14 protein-coding genes and 1 pseudogene are annotated in these 17,258 nt (G+C 44.4%); 6 read left to right on the plus strand and 9 right to left on the minus strand.

What is annotated here, in order from left to right; all coding sequences use genetic code 11:
* Positions 1-104 precede the first annotated feature (104 nt).
* The 3 genes from OO778_RS11910 to OO778_RS11920 all read left to right on the plus strand — a co-directional run bounded on the left by OO778_RS11910 (position 105) and on the right by OO778_RS11920 (position 3,332).
* On the plus strand, positions 105-1,319 hold the full coding sequence (locus tag OO778_RS11910) for a pyridoxal phosphate-dependent aminotransferase (RefSeq protein ID WP_005390543.1): 1,215 nt from the start codon (positions 105-107) through the stop codon (positions 1,317-1,319).
* A 90-nt stretch (positions 1,320-1,409) separates the two neighbouring features.
* Entirely contained in the window at positions 1,410-1,994 is a 585-nt protein-coding gene (gene yfbR, locus OO778_RS11915; RefSeq protein ID WP_047009477.1) for a 5'-deoxynucleotidase, read from the plus strand.
* A 15-nt stretch (positions 1,995-2,009) separates the two neighbouring features.
* Positions 2,010-3,332 (plus strand): anti-phage deoxyguanosine triphosphatase, encoded by a 1,323-nt coding sequence (locus tag OO778_RS11920; RefSeq protein WP_256955859.1) that lies wholly within the window; start codon positions 2,010-2,012, stop codon positions 3,330-3,332.
* Positions 3,333-3,338: 6 nt separating this feature from the next.
* Here the strand turns inward: OO778_RS11920 and OO778_RS11925 are convergent, their stop codons facing one another.
* Entirely contained in the window at positions 3,339-3,953 is a 615-nt protein-coding gene (locus tag OO778_RS11925; protein WP_005390535.1) for a DTW domain-containing protein, read from the minus strand.
* Positions 3,954-3,956: 3 nt separating this feature from the next.
* Here OO778_RS11925 and rrtA point away from each other — a divergent pair, with 3 nt between their 5' ends.
* Positions 3,957-4,508, plus strand: coding sequence for a rhombosortase (rrtA, locus tag OO778_RS11930; RefSeq protein WP_047009480.1), 552 nt, complete (start codon positions 3,957-3,959; stop codon positions 4,506-4,508).
* 98 nt (positions 4,509-4,606) lie between these two features.
* On the opposite strand, the gene OO778_RS11935 is transcribed toward rrtA, so the two are convergent.
* The 8 genes and pseudogenes from OO778_RS11935 to OO778_RS11970 form a co-directional block, all read right to left on the minus strand.
* Positions 4,607-4,891, minus strand: a complete 285-nt coding sequence (locus OO778_RS11935) for a ComEA family DNA-binding protein (RefSeq protein WP_031780151.1) — start codon at positions 4,889-4,891, stop codon at positions 4,607-4,609.
* 224 nt (positions 4,892-5,115) lie between these two features.
* Positions 5,116-6,975 (minus strand): peptidylprolyl isomerase, encoded by a 1,860-nt coding sequence (gene ppiD / locus OO778_RS11940; protein ID WP_005390530.1) that lies wholly within the window; start codon positions 6,973-6,975, stop codon positions 5,116-5,118.
* A gap of 201 nt (positions 6,976-7,176) precedes the next feature.
* Positions 7,177-7,449, minus strand: coding sequence for an HU family DNA-binding protein (locus OO778_RS11945; protein ID WP_005382341.1), 273 nt, complete (start codon positions 7,447-7,449; stop codon positions 7,177-7,179).
* 191 nt (positions 7,450-7,640) lie between these two features.
* Positions 7,641-9,992: an endopeptidase La gene (lon, locus tag OO778_RS11950; RefSeq protein WP_005390529.1), complete on the minus strand. Its 2,352-nt coding sequence runs from the start codon at positions 9,990-9,992 to the stop codon at positions 7,641-7,643.
* 129 nt (positions 9,993-10,121) lie between these two features.
* Entirely contained in the window at positions 10,122-11,402 is a 1,281-nt protein-coding gene (clpX, locus tag OO778_RS11955; protein ID WP_005390528.1) for an ATP-dependent protease ATP-binding subunit ClpX, read from the minus strand.
* Between the two features lie 70 nt (positions 11,403-11,472).
* Complete coding sequence (clpP, locus tag OO778_RS11960) at positions 11,473-12,099, minus strand: ATP-dependent Clp endopeptidase proteolytic subunit ClpP (RefSeq protein WP_005382347.1); 627 nt, start codon at positions 12,097-12,099, stop codon at positions 11,473-11,475.
* Between the two features lie 105 nt (positions 12,100-12,204).
* Positions 12,205-13,512 carry a trigger factor gene (tig, locus tag OO778_RS11965; protein ID WP_005390526.1) on the minus strand — a complete coding sequence of 436 codons (1,308 nt, stop codon included), beginning with the start codon at positions 13,510-13,512 and terminating at the stop codon, positions 12,205-12,207.
* A 273-nt stretch (positions 13,513-13,785) separates the two neighbouring features.
* Positions 13,786-13,998: pseudogene (locus OO778_RS11970) on the minus strand (hypothetical protein).
* A 40-nt stretch (positions 13,999-14,038) separates the two neighbouring features.
* Between OO778_RS11970 and OO778_RS11975 the strand changes: the two are divergent.
* Positions 14,039-15,844 carry an ATP-binding protein gene (locus OO778_RS11975; protein WP_257887614.1) on the plus strand — a complete coding sequence of 602 codons (1,806 nt, stop codon included), beginning with the start codon at positions 14,039-14,041 and terminating at the stop codon, positions 15,842-15,844.
* 4 nt (positions 15,845-15,848) lie between these two features.
* On the plus strand, positions 15,849-17,186 hold the full coding sequence (locus OO778_RS11980; protein WP_005390512.1) for a sigma-54 dependent transcriptional regulator: 1,338 nt from the start codon (positions 15,849-15,851) through the stop codon (positions 17,184-17,186).
* Positions 17,187-17,258: the final 72 nt, after the last annotated feature.

A 17,258-nucleotide genomic window follows, 5' to 3' on the forward strand; every position in this document is an offset into this window, starting at 1 on the left:
GCAAAACTTAACCAGCAAACAGATAATTTACAGATATATATTCTAATAAAAAACAAATTATTGTATTTTAATAAAGAAATTAACGAATTTTTAGGAATTATACAATGCAAAATATCGGGATGTCGTCAAAACTCGATAATGTCTGCTACGACATTAGGGGTCCTGTACTCAAACATGCTAAGCGCATGGAGGAAGAAGGGCATAAAATCCTAAAGCTAAACATTGGTAACCCTGCCCCATTTGGTTTTGACGCCCCTGATGAGATTTTAGTCGACGTGATTCGTAATCTGCCGACTTCTCAAGGCTATTGTGATTCCAAAGGCATTTACTCTGCTCGTAAAGCCGTGGTCCAACACTATCAACGTAAAGGTATCCGCTCGCTAGATGTCGAAGATGTGTATGTGGGTAACGGCGTGTCTGAGCTGATCGTGATGGCCATGCAAGCGCTGTTAAATAATGGCGACGAAATGCTAATCCCAGCTCCCGATTACCCGTTGTGGACAGCTTCCGTTGCACTATCAGGCGGTAAGCCGGTTCATTACCTATGTGATGAAGGTGCAGACTGGTACCCAGACCTTGAAGACATCAAAAAGAAAATCACACCAAAGACACGTGGCATTGTTCTGATCAACCCGAACAACCCGACAGGTGCGGTATACAGCCGTGACTTCCTACTTGAAGTGATTGAGATAGCACGCCAGCACAAACTGATCATTTTCGCAGATGAGATCTACGACAAAGTGTTGTACGACGGTGCAACACATACCTCAGTCGCAACACTCACTGAAGACGTGCTAGTCATGACATTCAATGGCCTTTCAAAAGCCTACCGTGTTTGCGGTTTCCGTGGTGGCTGGATGTTCCTAACGGGGCCTAAACATCTGGCTCAAGGGTACGTGAATGGCTTGGAGCTGCTTTCATCGATGCGTTTATGTGCAAACGTACCAATGCAACATGCGATTCAAACTGCGCTAGGTGGATACCAGAGTATTAATGAACTGATTTTACCTGGCGGACGCTTATTAGAGCAGCGCAATAGAGCGTATGAACTGATCAATCAGATTCCTGGTGTTTCTTGTGTCAAACCTAAGGGTGCGATGTACCTCTTCCCGAAAATCGACACTAAAATGTACAACATCAAGAACGATCAGCAGATGGTTTTAGATTTCTTAAAACAAGAGAAGGTCTTACTGGTGCAAGGTTCCGGTTTTAACTGGCCAAAACCAGACCACTTCCGCATCGTGACACTACCGCACGTTGAAGATCTAGAAATCGCCATTGGACGTTTTGAAAGATTCCTATCAACCTACAGCCAGTAATGAATCACTGGTAGTAATTAGTGCTGATCTCTCATATGCTTAGAGGAACTCCTAGTGAGTTCCTTTTTTACACCAGAAACGGAGAAAGCCATGAAAGAAAGCCATTTTTTCGCTCACCTGGCTCGAATGAAGCTGATCCAACGCTGGCCTTTAATGCGGTCCGTCTCACCAGAAAACGTTTCAGAGCATAGCTTACAAGTTGCTTTTGTCGCTCATGCCCTTGCCCTAATTAAAAACAAAAAGTTCGGCGGCAACCTTAATCCAGAACGCATCGCGATTCTTGCTATGTACCATGACTCCAGCGAAGTATTAACGGGTGACCTTCCAACCCCAGTGAAGTATTACAATCCTGAAATTGCCAAAGAATATAAGAAGATAGAATCGGCAGCGGAACAAAAATTACTCTCAATGTTACCGGAAGAGTTCCAAGATGATTTTGCCCCCTACCTTCTTTCCCACTCTGCACACGAAGAGGACGCAAAAATCGTCAAGCAAGCCGACTCCATCTGTGCCTATTTAAAATGTCTCGAAGAACTAAGCGCAGGCAATCATGAGTTCGCTCTGGCAAAAAAACGCTTAGACATCACTTTGCAAGAACGTAGAACGCCTGAAATGGATTACTTCCTCAATACCTTTGCCCCAAGTTTCGAATTATCGTTAGATGAAATCAGTTAGCTTACGGAGATAATCGTGTCGTTTGAATTACACCCGCAATGGCAAGAGCGCCATGATGATGAGCATAAAATACGTCGTGACGACCATCGAAGCCCGTACCAAAGAGACCGAGCGCGCATTCTTCACTCGGCTGCATTTCGACGCTTACAAGCAAAAACCCAAGTACACGGCAATAGCTTGGAAGACTTTCACCGCAGTCGGTTAACACACTCCTTAGAAGCGTCGCAACTCGGGACCGGTATCGTCGCCCAGTTAAAGAAAAAACAACCAGAGTTCCGTGATCTATTACCATCAGACAGCTTAATTGATTCATTATGTTTGGCGCACGACATCGGGCATCCTCCATACGGTCATGGGGGAGAAGTCGCTCTAAACTACGTAATGCGCGAACATGGCGGCTTCGAGGGGAACGCCCAAACCTTTCGTATAGTCACTAAGTTAGAGCCTTATACCGAGCATTTCGGAATGAATTTATCACGCCGCACACTGCTTGGTTTGATTAAGTACCCTGCCCTCATTAGTCAAACACGCTCCGTCAAGTTGCCTCAACCAGCCGAGCACCAACGTAAACTAAAAGCAAAAGATTGGAGCCCAGCTAAGGGTATTTATGATTGTGACAAAGACTTATTTGATTGGGTAATTGCACCGCTTTCTGACAACGACAAGGCATTGCTTAGTCTGATGCGTTCAACGCCAGAATCGGAGTTTGAGCACAGTAAAACGCGTTTTAAATCACTCGATTGCTCAATCATGGAGCTAGCAGATGATATCGCCTACGGTGTTCATGATTTAGAAGATGCAATCGTACTTGGTATGGTGACACGTCAGCAATGGCAAGAAGGCGCAGCAAGTCAATTAGCGGACTGTGGCGACCCGTGGTTTGAAGCACATATCGATTCCATCGGACAGATGCTATTTAGTGGTAAGCATCATGAGCGGAAAGATGCCATCGGTGGTATGGTTAACGCCCTGCTGACCAGCATTTCAATTAAGGCGGTGGATGAGCCTTTCAATAATCCATTACTGTCTTGGAATGCGTGTTTAGAGCCACAAATGGCACGAGCACTTGACGTGCTCAAGCACTTTGTCAGCACCTTCGTTATCCAAGTCCCTCAGGTCCAGATCGTTGAGTATAAGGGTCAGCAAATTATTATGGACATTTTTGAAGCCTTAACAGCGGACCCAGAGCGCTTGCTGCCTGTTCATACAAGAGAACTGTGGTGCCAAGCGAAAAGCGAAAGCAATAAGATGAGAGTCATCGCCGATTACATTTCTGCTATGACCGATGGCCACGCGCAAAAGCTGCACCGTCAACTTTTCTCTTCCATCGTTCTTTAGTAACACTCAACCTTTCAAGTAATTCTTTTCAAATACGCCCGGCGGCATCTGGGCGATTTGGAATTCGATCATCTTTTCAAAGGCATGCATAAGCGGTGTAAAGTCTCTCTCGGGTTCAAGCAAACGAAGCGAATGATAACCTGCCTCGACTGTCGATAAGCTATTCTCAGAGGGCGCTTTACGAATGGTGTAATGCCCTTGCAATTGCTTCGGTAATTGCACGGTTGGGAGTGGATGTAAATTGCTAGAAAGCTGCCACATTTTGTACGCTTTTTTCCACGTCCCATCGAGCAAAATCAAACGTATTTTCTTAGATACACTACGACTCGCTTGATTGATTTCAGAGATGCATCGTGACTGTTCCGATGGGTAAAGAACAAAATGTTGATATGATTCATCCGCCAACAAGTGATTTAAGACATCATCACCAGAAAAGTCCTCTCCTATCAGACAAATACAGTTATCTAAACTCAAATTGAGAATCCGTGCCGTACCAAGCGGACGATGTTCTTCACTCGTGTGCTGAAGAATGATAAGTTCTACCTCGCTTGCCAACGGTACAATCCATTGGCAAATACACGCTTTTTGCGATTTTCCACAACGAGAACAATAACGAGACATAGAGTGAACCTTTATACCTTGCTGAGTATTATCAGCGTGATCTGTTTGATACTTCAATTCGAACCAATGGCAAGCCTAACCGAGTGGCACAGCTACAATATACGCCATGGCGAATGGTGGCGAATCGTAACAGGAAATCTCACACATACCAACTTTGCGCACTTAGGGATGAACCTGGCAGGATTGTGGATCATTACTTTTATTTTTCGTCCAAGCACTCGCAACTTCCTTATCGTTTTCTCACTCTTGTGTGCATTTGTTGGCGCAATGAATTTGTTTACCAATATGTCGGTGTACGTGGGATTATCTGGCGTACTACACGGTCTATTTGGATTCTGGGCACTCAGAGAAGTCTTTGAAAGCAGAAGAAGCAGCCTGTTGTTGGTCGGTGGGCTTATTGCCAAAGTAGCATGGGAGCAGATCTATGGTCCATCCAGCAGCACTGCTGCGCTTATCGGCGCAAACGTTGCTATTGATGCTCATTTATTTGGTGCGTTCGGTGGGTTAACAATGGCTCTAATGGAAAAAGGTTTTCGCCGTCGTTTATTCGGTTAAAAAATCCCGAACCACGAAAGAGGGGTTGGTTCGGGAAAGCAGTAATAGGGAAACAGATATTGTTCTGAATTCAGACTCAATATCTGAAATACATCAAGCTACAGTAAAATGCGGTCTTCGTTTTTCTTAACTGTCGCTTCACCAATGCCTTTTACGCTCTTCAAATCTGCTGCCGTTTTAAAAGGGCCATGCTCCTCGCGGTAGTCCACGATACTCTGCGCTTTCTTCTCACCAATACCTTTCAACATGGTCGCTATTTCTTCAGCAGAGGCCGTGTTGATATTTACGGTAATTTCAATTCCTTCATATTTGTCAGTGGCTGAATCCGCAGCCATGCTAAAAGGCGCAAAAACAAATAAGCACAATGTCAAAATCCATTTCATATTGAACATACAATCTCCAAAATAGTAGGCTAAAACTAGTCATCGGGAGCAAGTCACTATCAGTTAACAAACCTAGATGACCCGATATTCGCAATGACTGGTATCACTTAAACGCGCACTAATTTAAGTAATGCTTATTGATGATTGAAGTTAATAAAGACAAAAATAAAACGGACCGCTTATGCGGTCCGTTTTAGTTAACATGCAAATTACACTAATTGTGCTTAGTTGCTCACAATAAAGTACTCAATGTCAGTGTTTGCGCGCAGTACAGCTAGCACAGATGATAGGTCTTGCTGAGAAGATGCACGCTGCATTTGCATCGCAACTTGCTCTTCTAACTCACTATCTAGCTCAGCATTTACAGCATCAAGCTCGATGATAACAATGTTACCTTCAAGATCTTTAGACTGACCATATACTGGCTTACCATCGACTGGTTTTGCCATCGCGAATACCGTTGTTGCCAACGGAGAACGGCGATCTACTGTCTCTTGTTCACCAAATGCAAGGTTGTTTTCAGTAAGCACATCTGTCTTACCTTCTTTCAATGCAGCAACAACCTGTGTACCAAGTTCCATCGCATCTTGCTCACCCTTAACGCGAGATAGCTCTGCAATAACCTGATCTTTCACTTCTTCTAGTGGAAGAACCGTCTCATCACGTGCGTCTTCAACACGAACAACAATAATATGTTCAGGTGCAACTTCGATAGCTTCAGAGTTTAAGCCATCTTCTTTTACTTCAGGGCTAAGGATAGCTTGCATTACCGCAGGGTTACGAAGCACTTCAGGTGCGTCAACTTGAGAAATAAAGTCCGTTGTCTTCACTTCTTGGTTAACGGCTTGAGAAGCGTCATACAATGAGTCTGGGTATTCAAACGCTACGCGCTCAAGCTCACTTTGTAGCTCGTAGAATTGATCAACCGCTTGTTGGTCAACCATTTCTTGTTTGATTTCAGCGGCTACTTCTTCAAATGGCTTCGCCACAGAGTCTTTTAGCTCTTCAAGCTTGATAATATGGTAACCAAAGTCCGACTTTACTAGACCTGACGTATCGCCTGGATTCTTCAACGCGAATGCCGCTTCTTCAAAAGCAGGGTCCATCACATCACGCTCAATCCAACCTAAGTCACCGCCGTTTTCAGCACTGCCAAAATCGTCAGATTTCTCTTGAGCAAGCGTCGCAAAATCTGCTCCCGCATTTAGCTCATCTAAGATAGCCTGCGCTTTTGCTTCATCGTCCCCTTCTACAAGAATATGAGCGACACGGCGCTGCTCTTCTGAAGAATATTTGTTTAAGTGCTCATCGTAGTACTTTTTCACCTCAGCGTCAGAAACATTAACTTGTTCCTTTAGCGCTTCAGCAGACAGTTCGATATAAGCGACTTTAACCTGCTCTGGGCGAGTAAAGTTGTCAGGGTTTGCTTTGTAGTACTGTTGAATTTCTTCGTCAGTCAATTCAATGTTTTTCGCAAACTCTGCTAAGTCGATTTTAATCGTGCGAATATCACGAGTTTGAGTGAACAGCTTACCTTCTGCCTGTACTTCACCTGGCAGAATAAATTCACTGTTTTGTAGTGCATTCAGCAGTTGTTCACGAACCAACTCACGACGCATGTACTCAGCAAAAGAGTCTGGCGAAAAGCCTGCACGACGCAGAGAAGCTTGATAGATCTCTTGATCGAACTGACCATTAGATTGGAATTGAGGCATGTCTAGAATCATGCTGCGAACTTGGGTGTCGCTGATTCGCAGACCTAAAGCTTCTGCTTGTTGGTCAAGCAACACGTCATTGATCATTCGATCTAAAACGGATTTGCGGAAAGATTCAACATATGCAGGGTCAGCCAGCATTTGAGAGAAGTAGTCACCCAACTGAGCTTGCATACGGTTACGCTCATTTTGGTATGCCATCTCAAACTCACCACGAGGAATCTCAGTGTTACCGACTTTCGCTGCAGAGTTGTTGTTACCACTAACGATGTAGCTACCCACACCTGCAAATACGAAAGACAGGATGATAAGCCCAAGGATAATTTTGACCGCGATGCTATTCACGCCTTCGCGTAGTCGATCCATCATAATTTAACTGCTCTCCACAATTGAAGCCTACTGCTTCTATCTAATAGAAATAATGGCGCAATAATATCAGAAAAAGAAATGCGCATCAGTATGATGCGCATAATTTAAGAAAGTTCGGCTCGAAGTTTGTAAATTTTTGTTCGAAACTTATTGTTTGAGCAAAAGTTAAGCAAATGGCCGGTTACAGAATTAACGCTGTGATTAGTTACAAGCGTCTTTCAGTGCTTTACCAGCTTTAAAAGCTGGTACTTTTGCTTCTGCGATTTGGATTTCTTCACCAGTTTTTGGGTTACGACCAGTACGTGCAGCACGAGTACGAACGCTAAATGTACCAAAGCCAACTAGAGCAACTTGATCACCAGACTGAAGAGTACCGCTTACTGCTTCGATGAATGCATCTAGAGCACGACCCGCTGACGCTTTAGAAATGTCTGCATTTTCTGCGATTTGTTCTACTAACTGAGTTTTATTCACTGTAATTTCCCCTTTGTGTCATCTGTGATTATTTTTGTGATGACTTTCGTTCCATTGTTAAGAAAATATGCTCCATCCCTTATTCGTCAAGGGCTGGCAGCTATCGAAACTAACTTAGCGCCCAAAAAAAACGCTGACAAGCCTTTTTAGACTTATCAGCGTAAACTTTTACTTATTTTTGCTGCACATCACTATTTTTGAGACTCAAACTCAACGCCCGTCGGGTCTCGCTCTAGTGCGACTTTCAGTACTTCATCAATCCACTGTACAGGGATGACTTCCAGATCAGCGATAACATTATCAGGAATCTCTTCCAAATCACGCTCGTTGTCTTTTGGAATTAGCACAGTCTTAATGCCGCCACGGTGTGCCGCAAGTAACTTCTCTTTTAGGCCACCGATAGGTAGGACTTCACCACGCAGTGTTATTTCACCCGTCATCGCTACCTCTGCTTTCACAGGGTTACCTGTCAGAGCAGAAACCAAGGCAGTACACATTGCAGTACCCGCACTTGGGCCATCTTTTGGCGTCGCGCCTTCCGGTACGTGCACGTGAATATCTTTCTTCTCGTAGAAGTCAGTATTGATACCCAGTTTTTCTGCACGAGAGCGAACTACTGTCATTGCGGCTTGGATAGACTCTTGCATCACGTCACCAAGAGAGCCCGTTTGCGTCAGCTTACCTTTACCTGGCATAGATTGAGTTTCAATCGTTAGCAGATCACCACCCACTTCTGTCCAAGCTAGACCTGTCACTTGACCAATTCGGTTACTTTCATCCGCTTTACCGTAATCGAAACGTTGAACACCCAAGTACTCTTTTAGGTTGTCCATCGTTACCGTTACTGACTTGATGTCTTTATCCAGCAAGATGTTCTTCACGGCTTTACGGCAGATCTTAGAGATCTCACGTTCTAAGTTACGGACACCCGCTTCACGAGTGTAATAACGGATGATGCCAATAATCGCAGAGTCTTCAATGATGATCTCATCCGGTTTTAGACCATTGCGCTTCACTTGCTTATCAACAAGGTGACGTTTTGCAATGTTCAGCTTCTCGTCTTCGGTGTAACCAGATAAACGAATAACTTCCATACGGTCTAACAATGGACCTGGAATGTTCATTGAGTTCGAGGTTGCAACGAACATAACGTCAGAAAGGTCGTAATCCACTTCTAAGTAGTGATCGTTGAACGAGTTATTCTGTTCAGGATCAAGTACTTCTAATAGCGCTGATGCCGGATCGCCGCGCATATCTGAAGACATTTTGTCGATTTCGTCCAATAAGAACAATGGGTTCTTCACGCCAACTTTCGACATCTTCTGGATTAATTTACCTGGCAATGAGCCAATGTAAGTACGGCGGTGACCGCGGATTTCTGCTTCATCACGTACACCACCCAGCGCCATACGAACGTACTTACGACCTGTAGCAGAAGCAATTGAACGACCAAGAGACGTTTTACCCACACCTGGAGGACCAACAAGACAAAGGATTGGACCTTTTAACTTATTGATTCGGTTTTGAACCGCCAAGTATTCAAGAATACGCTCTTTTACGCGCTCTAGACCGTAGTGGTCTTCATTAAGAATCTCTTCTGCTTTCGCTAAATTTTTCTTAACTTTTGAGCGTTTAGCCCAAGGCACGCTGACCATCCAATCGATGTAGCTACGAACCACTGTTGCTTCGGCAGACATTGGAGACATCATCTTAAGCTTTTGCAGCTCTTGCTCAGTCTTTTCACGTGCCTCTTGAGGCATTTTTGATTCGTCAATCTTCTTCTGCAGCGTTTCGAACTCGTCTGGTGCGTCTTCCATCTCACCAAGTTCTTTCTGAATCGCTTTCATTTGCTCATTCAGATAGTACTCACGCTGAGATTTTTCCATTTGCTTTTTAACGCGACCACGAATGCGTTTTTCAACTTGCAGCAAATCGATCTCTGATTCCATCTGGCCCATTAGGAATTCGAGACGCTCAGTGACATCAACAATTTCAAGTACTTGCTGCTTATCCACCAGCTTCAACGGCATATGAGCTGCAATGGTATCCGCTAAGCGTGCTGCTTCGTCGATGCCGTTGAGTGAGGTTAGAACTTCTGGTGGAATCTTCTTGTTTAGCTTAATGAAGCCTTCAAACTGATTAATCGCACTGCGAACAATCACTTCTTGCTCACGCTCATCCAATTCTGGCGTAACCACAAATTCCGCTTCCGCTAGGAAGAAGTCACTCTCTTTAAAGTGATTAATTTTCGCACGTTGCTGGCCTTCAACCAGTACTTTTACTGTGCCATCCGGAAGCTTCAGTAGCTGGAGAATGGTGGCTACCGTACCTACTTCAAATAGGTCGTCAACCGTAGGCTCGTCAGTATCAGCTTGCTTTTGTGCCACAAGAAGAACTTGTTTGTTGGTTTCCATCGCCGTTTCTAAACAGCTAATCGATTTCTCACGACCAACAAACAATGGAATAACCATGTGCGGGTAGACCACTACGTCACGTAGAGGTAGTACCGGGATCTCGATACGCTCGGAACGTTCCAAGTTCATATAATTCTCTCTTCCGCTTTCACGTTTACGTATTACTTATCGATTTATATGGGGGCTAATTGTTTGGATTCAATAAGAGAAATAAAAAAAGGAGGTAATTACTTACCTCCTTTTTCATTACGGCTGAATTTATTCTGCTCCAGCGGCCTGATTGTCTGAGTTGCTATAAATAAGCAATGGCTCTGACTCACCATTGATGACGGACTCATCAATCACGACCTTACTTACGTCTGTCGCAGATGGCAGTTCGTACATGGTTTCCAGTAATACGCCTTCAAGAATCGAGCGTAAACCACGAGCACCTGTTTTACGCTCCATTGCTTTCTTAGCGATAGCGCGCAGCGCATCTTCTCGGAACTCAAGTTCGGCGTTTTCAAGCTCAAACAATGCTGCGTATTGCTTGGTTAATGCGTTCTTCGGTTCACATAGGATCTGAATCAACGCTTCTTCATCAAGCTCAGTCAGTGTTGTTGTCACAGGAAGACGACCAATGAATTCTGGAATGAGTCCGTACTTCACTAGATCCTCAGGCTCAACCTGAGTAAATAGCTCACCCACGGTCTTCGATTCGTTTTTAGAACGAACTTCAGCACCGAAGCCAATACCTGTACCTGTTGCAACACGCTGCTCAATCACCTTATCTAGGCCAGCAAATGCACCACCACAGATGAACAGGATCTTCGACGTGTCCACTTGTAGGAATTCTTGCTGAGGGTGCTTACGACCACCTTGAGGTGGAACCGATGCAACCGTACCTTCGATAAGTTTTAGTAGCGCCTGCTGAACACCTTCACCAGATACGTCACGCGTAATAGATGGGTTTTCAGCTTTGCGTGAAATTTTATCAATTTCATCAATGTAAACGATGCCGCGTTCAGCTTTAGCTACATCGTAATCACATTTTTGCAGAAGCTTTTGGATGATGTTTTCAACGTCTTCACCCACATAACCAGCCTCGGTTAGTGTGGTTGCGTCTGCCATTGTAAATGGCACATCCAAGAATCGAGCTAATGTCTCAGCAAGTAGTGTTTTACCGCTACCTGTTGGGCCAATTAGAAGGATGTTACTTTTACCAAGCTCCACACCTTCACTCGTTGTATCACCATTGCGTAAACGCTTGTAGTGGTTATATACCGCAACTGCGAGCACTTTTTTCGCGTAATCTTGCCCGATCACATAGTCATCAAGGTGTTCACGGATCTGTTTTGGCGTTGGTAACGCTTCAGATTCTTTCTTAGGGAGAACATCCTTGATTTCTTCGCGAATAATATCGTTACATAAGTCGACACACTCGTCGCAAATGTACACTGACGGACCTGCGATTAGTTTGCGAACTTCGTGCTGACTTTTGCCGCAGAAAGAACAGTACAGCAATTTACCGCTGCCACTTTCTTTGCTTTTATCTGTCATTCGCTAACCTCTTAGCCTTTACTCTTCATGAATGAGTGTATATCAATTTTTGCCAAAATGCGCTGGCTAATTACTCGCCGCGGTGGCTTAACACTGCATCCACGATACCGTATTCCACAGCCTGCTCTGATGACATGAAGTTATCACGATCAGTATCGCGCTCAATGACTTCAAGAGGTTGGCCAGTATGTTCTGCTAACAACTTGTTTAGCTTCTGCTTAATGGTCAGGATTTCCTGAGCATGGATTTGGATATCAGAAGCTTGACCCTGGAAACCACCCAATGGCTGGTGGATCATTACACGAGAGTTAGGCAGTACGTAACGCTTACCTGGCGCACCACCCGCTAACAGGAAGGCACCCATTGAACATGCTTGACCCATACATACAGTGCTCACATTTGGCTTAATAAACTGCATGGTATCGTAGATAGACATACCAGCTGTTACGCTGCCACCTGGCGAGTTGATGTATAGGAAAATATCTTTATCTGGATTTTCAGATTCTAGGAAAAGTAGCTGAGCCACGACAAGGTTTGCCATGTGGTCTTCCACTTGACCCGTTAAAAAAATCACGCGCTCTTTCAGCAGACGTGAGTAGATGTCGTAAGAGCGTTCGCCTCGGGAAGTTTGTTCAACCACCATTGGTACTAGCGCGTCCATAATTGGCGACATTGCATTTTTTTCTTGGTAGCTCATATTCTTATGTCCCTAAAATAAATGGCCCGGATGATGACTATCATACGGACCATTGTTAGCAGAATAGTTAACGTTAAGTCAACCTTCTACGCAAGATATTGCTTATTAAGCAGCAGGTTGTTGTTGGTTAAGTAGCTCGTTGAAGCCTACTTCTTTCTCAGAAACCTGTGCTTTAGCGATGATCGCGTCGATTGCTTGCTCTTCTAGAGCTACGTTGCGCATGTTGTTCATCATTTCTTCGTTTTGCTCGTAGTAAGCAATAACTTCTGATGGATCTTCGTATGCAGTAGCCATTTCTTCAATCAGAGCTTTAACTTTCTCGTCGTCCGCTTTTAGCTCTTCAGACTTGATTACTTCACCTAGTAGAAGACCAACTACTACGCGACGTTTAGCTTGCTCTTCGAACAGTTCACGTGGAAGCTGAGCAGCAGCTTCTGGGTTACCACCGAAGCGTTGTGCAGCTTGTTGACGTAGAACTTGGATTTCTTGCTCGATAAGCGCTGATGGTACGTTGATGTCGTTTTGCTCAACTAGACCGTCAATCGCTTGCTCTTTGATGCGGTTCTTAACAGCTTGCTTAAGCTCGCGTTCCATGTTTTTACGAACTTCAGCTTTAAGTGCTTCAACACCGCCTTCAACAACACCGAACTTAGCAACGAACTCGTCGTTTAGTTCTGGTAGTTCACGAGCTTCAACTTTGTTCACTTTGATTGCGAACTTAGCTGCTTTACCTTTTAGGTTTTCAGCGTGGTAATCTTCTGGGAAAGTCACGTCGATGTCGAATTCCATACCTGCAGTTTTACCTGCGATACCGTCTTCGAAACCAGGAATCATGCGACCAGCGCCCATTTCTAGTGGGAAGTTCTCAGCTTTACCGCCTTCGAATTCTTCACCGTCGATAGAACCAACGAAGTCAATGCTTACGCGTTTGCCATCTTCTGCTGCTTCTTCAACTTCAACCCAAGTAGCTTGTTGCTTACGTAGAGTATCGATCATCTCTTCTACGTCTGCGTCTTTAACTTCAGTTAGCGGTTTTTCAACAGTGATGTTTTCTAGGCCTTTAAGCTCAACTTCTGGGTAAACTTCAAAAGTTGCAGTGAAAACTAGGTCTGAACCTTCTTTGTTTTCTACAGGAGCGAAAGTTGGAGCGCCAGCTGGGTTGATTTTCTCTTTAACGATAGCTTCGATGAAGTGGCGTTGCATAACTTCACCAAGAACGTCTTGACGTACTGCTTTGCCGTACATCTTAGCAACCATTTTTAGAGGCACTTTACCCTTACGGAAACCATCGAAACGACGGTTTTTAGCGATGTTGCGTAGTTCAGCTGTTACAGCGTCTTCGATGTTTGCAGCTGGAACAGTAATGTTTAGACGGCGCTCTAGGCCCTCTAGCGTTTCAACAGTAACTTGCATTATATATAAACCTCTAAAGTGGCTCGGTTTTCCGAGCGTATGAGCGAAACTCAGCGGAGCTTACGCTTCATCCTTGTGTAGTGTTCTGTCCGAACACCTAATTTAAATCGAGTATCGATACTGTTTGTCAGTACCGGACTAATCAGTGATATCTTCGATAAAATTACCAAAGGTATCTCCTATTAGCCTCAGGACAGAATTTTTAGACGCGACATTCTAGCGATCTGTCGCAACCCTGTCGAGCCAATAGCCACTATGTGGACATTGTCTGCGCTAAATTCTCGAATGCTGACCCATTTTTTCTTCAAAAATGCGATTCAAACACCGTCTAAGTATCGTCAGCATATCTAGAATGGGGACAATAGCGACTTTTTCAAGAGAATCGACCGGTTTTTTTATCGAAAAGCCTAAAAAGAGATCTTGCTCTTGTTTTACTCCACAGAGTTGAAAACTAAATCCCTAATCCTCCCTACAAACTATTAACATTTTCTTACGTGACCAAAGGAAAGGTTTAAGGAGTGTAAGGATGTCGCAAAAAAACCGGATTCTGCTGACTTTTTTTGCCTTCTATTTCCTTTGCGCAATCATAGGTGGTCATTGGGTTTGGCAGACTAGTTATCAATCATTGCTTGATAAACACCAGTCCCAACTTGAGCAATTTTCTAGTCATATTAAAAACAAACTCGATAAATACGCCCATATCCCTAACCTTCTGGCTAAAGATGACCCTCTCCATCAAGCGTTACTGCATCCAAATAACAGTGCCCAACTGGAACTCACCAATCGGTATTTAGAATCCGTTAATGACGTGATTGAAGCGGCAGATACCTATTTAATCGATCAATGGGGTACAACAATCGCGGCCAGCAACTGGCGTAAAGAGCGATCTTTTATTGGACGAAATTTTGCGTTCCGCCCTTATTTCAAACAAGCAATCGTTGGGGAACGAAGCCAATACTACGCGCTGGGTTCGACTTCGGGTAAGCGTGGCTACTACTATTCTTATCCGATCATATACGCGGGCGGCGTACTTGGTGTGGTCGTGGTTAAGATGGACTTGAGTAAGATAGAAGACAACTGGCAGCAGCCAAATAGTGTGTTCGTCGCGAGCGATCCGCACGGGATTGTTTTCATGAGCAGCCGAAGCGATTGGCTACTCAAAAGCTTACAACCACTGACTGAGAATGAAAGAAAACAAGTTTGGGCAAGCCGACAATATCTTGATGAGCCAATTGAAACTCTAGGATTGGTGGGCAATGTGGAGGAAACGCATTCTGAGCTAAAACAAGGTTACCCATATAACAAAGGGACCTTGGTGGTCTCTTCGTTGCTCCTACCAGAGCTCAAGCTGACCATCCGTGTACTATCTCCCAAGCAGTCTATCGTCTGGCTTACGATGGGTTACATTTTTGTACTTACTCTTGCATTCACCGTGTTGTTTTTAATTGGCCAGCTCATCTATCACCGTCAACAACGCCACTTACAACTTGAGAGAATTCAGCAAGAGGCCAATCAAAAACTTGAATATCAAGTCATGGCTCGCACCGCAGAATTGCAAGCAGAAATCGCCCAGAGAATTGAAACCGAACAAACACTTCGCCTAACGCAAGACGAGCTCGTTCAAGCTGCGAAACTAGCAGTATTAGGGCAAATGTCAGCCAGTATCAGTCATGAACTGAATAATCCACTTGCGGCCATTCGCAGCTTTGCTGAAAACGGCAAGCTGTTCCTCCAAAAAGAAAAATATGAGCGAGTGGAAGATAATCTAACTCGCATCTCAGCCCTCACTGATCGTATGGCAAACATCAGTCAGCAGCTTCGTTCTTTCGCTAAAAAAACCAGTGGAAACGAGCTGGCTCAATCTCGTTTGTTTCCAGTAATTGCCTCAGTCAAAGAGCTGATGAAACCCGCACTTAAATCTGCACGTGTCACGCTAGAAACGCAGGTACCAGAGCACGATGTTGAAGTTCAGATCAATATCATTCAACTTGAACAAGTGTTGGTTAATTTACTGACCAATGCGATAGAGGCTCTCAAAGAGCAACAAGACAAACAAGTACAGTTATCCATAGAGCAAGACGAACATGCCGGTTTGGTTTGGATTCATGTAGATGACAATGGTCCAGGGCTTGGAGATTTCTCACTTTCGGACTTATGTGAGCCTTTCCTAACTACCAAACAAAATGGGTTAGGTTTAGGACTCTCTATCTCGCAACAAATCTTAGCCAGTATGAACGGAAGATTATGTGCCCAAAATCGAGAACAAGGCGGAGCTCGATTTTCATTGTGTTTACCTATCGCTCCTAACAACACAGAACAATCAAAAGGATGAGATCATGTGTCAGGTGTTTTTTATTGATGATGAAGCCGATCTTAGACTGGCAATAGAACAAACGTTTGAATTGGCAGATATCGATGCCACATTCTTTCCAGACGCTGAATCTGCCTTACTCGCCATTAAGCAGGGAGCCGAGCCAGGTGTGGTGATTACCGATATTTGCTTACCCGGTATTTCAGGGATGGATTTACTGAATACCCTTGTGCGAAAAGACACCCATCTTCCCGTGATTATGATTACTGGTCATGGCGATATCTCAATGGCGGTTAATGCGTTACACCAAGGAGCGTATGATTTTATCGAAAAGCCATTCCCACCTGAGCACCTAGTTGAAACCGTCAAGCGCGCCATTGAGAAGCGCCAATTAACGGTTGAAAACGAGAAGTTACGCCTGTCTCTCAAGGCAAGTAAAACGCTCGGACCTCGTGTTATCGGAGAAACGTCTAGCATTCAAATGTTACGCGAAACCATTGCTCACATCGCCGATACTGATGCAGATATCTTATTGTTTGGCGAAACTGGTACAGGTAAAGAGTTAATCGCCCGTTCTTTGCATGAACAAAGCTCTCGACGGAACCAAAACTTTGTCGCAGTAAATTGTGGTGCAGTACCAGAGAATTTGATTGAGAGCGAACTCTACGGGCATGAAAAAGGCGCATTTACTGGCGCAGAAAGCCGCCGTATCGGTAAGTTTGAATTTGCTCAAGGCGGTACACTTTTCTTGGATGAAATCGAGTCAATGCCAATCCAAGCCCAAATCCGCTTACTGAGAGTACTGCAAGAGCGTGTGATTGAGCGTGTCGGCTCGAATGAACTCTTGCCCTTAGATATTCGAGTAATTGCCGCAACCAAAGTCGATTTGAAACGCGCTGCTGAAGAGGGAACCTTTCGCCAAGATCTTTACTATCGACTGAATGTGGTTACCTTAGACCTCCCGCCACTGCGTGAACGGAAAGAAGACATCCCTGCCCTCTTCCATCATTTCCTATTGGTAGCGGCTTCACGTTACGGTAAAAGCTCTCCTAGCTTGTCATCCCACGACCTCGCCCAACTGATGAACCATGACTGGCCAGGCAATGTTCGCGAGCTAAGAAATGCAGCAGAGCGTTTCGTGCTATTGGGTAAATTAATTCAGTTAGGAGAATCGACTCCGGTTGCCAAGCCTTCTTCAAGTCTTGCAGAACAAGTAGCAGAGTTCGAGAGAGCAGCCATTGAAGGCGCATTACTGGAAAATAACGGCAGCATTAAACAGACAATGGCACAATTGAATGTGCCTCGAAAAACTCTGTATGACAAAATGCAACGCTATCAAATAGATAAAGAGCTCTATAAATAAAACGATTCTCAAGGATTGGTATTATATCCAACTTGAATCATAATTTTTAATAATTGATTCATCATGGTTGTT

It is taken from the genome of Vibrio sp. STUT-A16 (assembly GCF_026000495.1).
GTDB lineage: Bacteria > Pseudomonadota > Gammaproteobacteria > Enterobacterales > Vibrionaceae > Vibrio > Vibrio diabolicus.

Excerpts from the sequence above, each read along its gene's own strand:
- OO778_RS11925 (WP_005390535.1), bottom strand. The coding sequence starts at position 3,953 with ATGTCTCGTTATTGTTCTCGTTGTGGAAAATCGCAAAAAGCGTGTATT.
- tig (WP_005390526.1), bottom strand. The coding sequence starts at position 13,512 with ATGCAAGTTACTGTTGAAACGCTAGAGGGCCTAGAGCGCCGTCTAAAC.
- ppiD (WP_005390530.1), bottom strand. The coding sequence starts at position 6,975 with ATGATGGATCGACTACGCGAAGGCGTGAATAGCATCGCGGTCAAAATT.
- OO778_RS11935 (WP_031780151.1), bottom strand. The coding sequence starts at position 4,891 with ATGAAATGGATTTTGACATTGTGCTTATTTGTTTTTGCGCCTTTTAGC.
- clpX (WP_005390528.1), bottom strand. The coding sequence starts at position 11,402 with ATGACAGATAAAAGCAAAGAAAGTGGCAGCGGTAAATTGCTGTACTGT.
- OO778_RS11910 (WP_005390543.1), top strand. The coding sequence starts at position 105 with ATGCAAAATATCGGGATGTCGTCAAAACTCGATAATGTCTGCTACGAC.
- OO778_RS11975 (WP_257887614.1), top strand. The coding sequence starts at position 14,039 with ATGTCGCAAAAAAACCGGATTCTGCTGACTTTTTTTGCCTTCTATTTC.
- OO778_RS11980 (WP_005390512.1), top strand. The coding sequence starts at position 15,849 with ATGTGTCAGGTGTTTTTTATTGATGATGAAGCCGATCTTAGACTGGCA.
- lon (WP_005390529.1), bottom strand. The coding sequence starts at position 9,992 with ATGAACTTGGAACGTTCCGAGCGTATCGAGATCCCGGTACTACCTCTA.
- yfbR (WP_047009477.1), top strand. The coding sequence starts at position 1,410 with ATGAAAGAAAGCCATTTTTTCGCTCACCTGGCTCGAATGAAGCTGATC.
- clpP (WP_005382347.1), bottom strand. The coding sequence starts at position 12,099 with ATGAGCTACCAAGAAAAAAATGCAATGTCGCCAATTATGGACGCGCTA.